1 protein-coding gene is annotated in these 1333 nt (G+C 53.6%); it reads left to right on the top strand.

Going from position 1 to position 1333, the window contains the following annotated elements; genetic code table 11:
- Window positions 1-268 (top strand): hypothetical protein (locus V6D20_25025; protein HEY9819045.1); only part of this gene is annotated, 268 nt, incomplete at its 5' end.
- Window positions 269-1333 lie beyond the last annotated feature (1065 nt).

Consider the following 1333-nt stretch of genomic DNA (forward strand, 5'->3'; position numbering starts at 1 on the left):
TATCGTCGAGGACGATGACGCAGCCCAGCTGCTGGAGGAGTACAATGGCGTCGCCTATGAAGACCCCTCTGCTGCTCAAACTGACAATGCCTATCTATTTGCCAATGCCCTTTTCTTTCGAATCCTCAACCGTACGGTCGGGGAGGCGGCCAACCGCAACTGCACCGTTTGCCTCATGCCAACACTTCCTGAAGGTAGGTTGTCTGCTCACAGCAAGGGGCCCCCTTATCTGGCAGCGCACCAAACTTTCGTCTGGTCCAGTTGCTAATCAGCGCTGTGTGGGAACCTGAATATGTGAACTATCCGAACTGGATCTCTCGGTAAGCCCCAACTCATACTAGGTCAAACCAGACATTGGAAGATATTTTTCAGGAGGCTCTCATAGACACTCTGCAAGTCCTCCCCCTCTCCGACATCGCAAACTGGGACTGGCCACGACCTAACACTTCGATGATGGGGCTGGCCGGTGTCTTTCCAGACCCTATAGGCGTCTTTCGGTCGGGTCAGCTGCCTTCTGTAAATGGCTTGATCCGAATGACTGGTATGAAGAGGCTCTTACATCCCAAGAGTGCGGCCCTGTCGAGTTCGAGAGCAGCGTTCCCTTTGGGGTGTCTGGTTATGTTGATTCTGAGGGAGTTTTCGCTCCCCATACCCTCGATCAGATGGACCTTTACCAGATGTACCAAATGAAACCTGCCTCAAGGTTTGAACAAGCTAACAAGCAGGCAATTTGCCTGGGTCACCGAGTGCCAAAGTAGCGGCACGCCCGGCTGGCTAGTAGGGTTTGTGGTCGTTACTCTCACTCTACTGGTCGTTGTGGGTGCAATTGGGGCTTTGCTTTTCGTGAAAAGGCGCAAGCGTGTCTATGAAAGCCTTTAAGGATAAAATTCCGGAAGTTTTGTACAATTTATGTGAGTGGGAGGAGTCATCCCAGGTTGGAGAAGTCCGGTTCAGGGTCATTAAGGAGGCCGGATACACCCTCGTCTTGCAGAAGAGGCTCTCGGAGAAACGAGGACTGCTGTGATGCGGAGATGAAAGATGCCTTCGGGTTACGAAGGTGATTACCTCAGTGACGAGATGGTCGACAGCGCGGGTAGTCCCTGAGGCATGCTGCAGGATGCGTTGCACGCGTGTCCCGCGCCGCTCTTGCAGGATCACCTTGGGGTGCGCTGTGAGCTGGGCGTTAGGGAGCAACATACTTCAATTCCGAGTTCATCGGACTCGTCGTCTTCTTCAAGCAAGGCAGCTTTGCCCTGCCTGCTGAGGTGGCACAGCGCCGCCGTCATTACACAGATGGTTACCGTACCAACTGCCAAAATTAGCCAAGTGGAGG

The sequence above is a fragment of the Candidatus Obscuribacterales bacterium genome, from assembly GCA_036703605.1.
In the GTDB taxonomy this organism is placed as follows: Bacteria; Cyanobacteriota; Cyanobacteriia; order RECH01; family RECH01; genus RECH01.